We start from the raw sequence: 1,911 nt of genomic DNA, 5'->3' as shown, positions 1-1,911 counted from the left end.
CGACCGCGGCCGTCGCCGCCACGAGCCGGGCCGGCGCCGACCGCGCGGTGAGGGCGAGTGCCAGCAGCCCGCACCGCGCCGAGGCGAGCAGGGTGGCTCCGAGGACGCCGTGGGACAGCCCGGTCCAGTAGCGCGGGGCGTGCGCCGTCCCGCACAGGAACACCAGCAGCGCGGCGCACCGGGCCGCCCACGCGCAGGCCCTCGGCGTCCGGTCGGGCCCGGCCCGGTCCGCGTCGGCCTGTCGTTTCTGCGCCCGCCCTTCCGCGACGGAGCGCGGCGGCTTCACCCGGCCTTCGACGAGGAGGCGCCGGGTCTTCACCGGCCCACCCGCAGCCGGCCGGCCCGCCGTCGCCGGCCCACCCGCAGCCGGCGCTCCCGCCTGCGCCGGCCCTTCCGTGGGGCACCGTCCCGCCGCTGGTTCCTCCGGTACGGCCACCGGTGCCACGGCGGCGGACGCCGACCACTCCTCGGCGCCGCCCGTCCCCCGTTCCGCGGCCAGCCGTCCGATCAGCTCGGCGAGTTCCTCCACCGGCCGGTGCACCGCCACCGCCCGCACGGCGGCTTCCGCGCAGCGGGGTTCCACCGGGCTGCGGTGCAGCAGCTGCACCAGCCGGGAGACGTCGTCCAGGGGGCGGCCCTGAGCGGCGGCCCGGATCGCCTCGTCGGCGCTGCCGCTGTCCCGGGGAGGTTCGGTCAGCAGCGCCACCAGACGGGTGACGTCCTCCACCGACCGGTCGACCGCGACCGCGCGCAGCACGTCGGCCGTCATCCGGGCCGGCTCGGGCGAGCGCTCCAGCAGCGTGATGAGCTGGACGACGTCCTCCACCGGGCGGTCGGCGACGGCCGCGCGGACCAGGCCGCGCAGGGGGTCGCCGTAGGCGGGTTCCCCGACGGGAAGCGGCGCCGCGGGCCGCGTCACGAGGTGCGGGGACGAGCTGGGGACGCCGGGGACAGCCGGTGCCGGGGATATCACCGAGTCGTCGGGACGGGGGGATGAAGAGCAGGTCGTCATCTCGGCTCCAGGAGAAGGGTGCGACCGCACCTGCGCCCCGTCTGCGGTCGCCGCGTTACGGAGTCCATTACTAGGAGCGGGCCCGCGGGCCCGCCACTCGGGCGGGCCACTGGTGTGAGCCGGCCCGGTGCCCCCCGCGGCGGTCCCCGGCCTCCGGCCGGTACGCGCCCGCGTCTCCTCTCCACCCCGCCCAGGTGCGTTCCGCGCGTCTGGTGGCGCATTCTTGCTGTGTCATCCACCCGGAGCCGCACGGGACGAGGTAGGGCCGATGGCCGGGAGCGACGAGCAGGCGGTCCGTACGCGGGCCCGGCTGACCGCGTTGCTGGCCGACGTCTCGACCGGCGCCCTCAGCGCGGCCGGCGGCCGGGTGGCGGGCGTGTATCTGCGCTCGCGCACACCGGGCCTGCTGCGCCTGGCGGTGCTCACGGGGCTGCCCGGTCCGCTGTTCAGGTCCTGGTGGCGGCTGCACATCGACCGGCCGTTCCCGGTCGCCGACGCCTACCGGCTCGGCATCCACGTGGTCCTGCCGAACGCCGCGGAGACCATGCGCCGGTATCCGCAGTTCGCGGCCGGTCTGCCCTTCCCGTTCGGGTCGGTGCACGTGCCGGTGCCCGGCGGAACCGGGCCGCTGGGGGTGCTCACGGTGCTGCACCCGGCGGTGACGGACACCGTGGACGACCTGCTCGACCGGGAAGTGCTCGGCCGGCTGGCCGAGGGCCTGGGCGCCGAACTGCTCGGCCTGGCCGGCGGCGACGAGAGTGCGATCGTCTGGGACGGCGAGCCCCTGTGCGTCCGGCCGCCCGCCGGCCGGCCCGCCCAGGCCGCCGTAGGACGCTTCACCTGCGACCCGGCGACCTCGGTCGTCCGCGCGGACGACCGGTTGCACGCCCTGCTCGGGC

General features: G+C 77.3%; 1 protein-coding gene and 1 pseudogene. One reads left to right on the top strand and one right to left on the bottom strand.

The genetic code is table 11. The features are described from left to right. Nucleotides 1–919, bottom strand: a 919-nt coding sequence (locus ABZV94_RS41455; protein ID WP_356350257.1) for a hypothetical protein, incomplete at its 3' end; no start/stop codon positions are given. 361 nt (nt 920–1,280) lie between these two features. Between ABZV94_RS41455 and ABZV94_RS41450 the strand changes: the two are divergent. Further along, nucleotides 1,281–1,911: pseudogene (locus tag ABZV94_RS41450) on the top strand (diguanylate cyclase); the annotation flags it as partial.

Source organism: Streptomyces sp. NPDC004658 (assembly GCF_040609555.1).
In the GTDB taxonomy this organism is placed as follows: Bacteria; Actinomycetota; Actinomycetes; order Streptomycetales; family Streptomycetaceae; genus Streptomyces.
The sequence above is the reverse complement of the archived record's forward strand: the minus strand, read 5'-3'. Positions and strand labels throughout refer to the sequence as shown.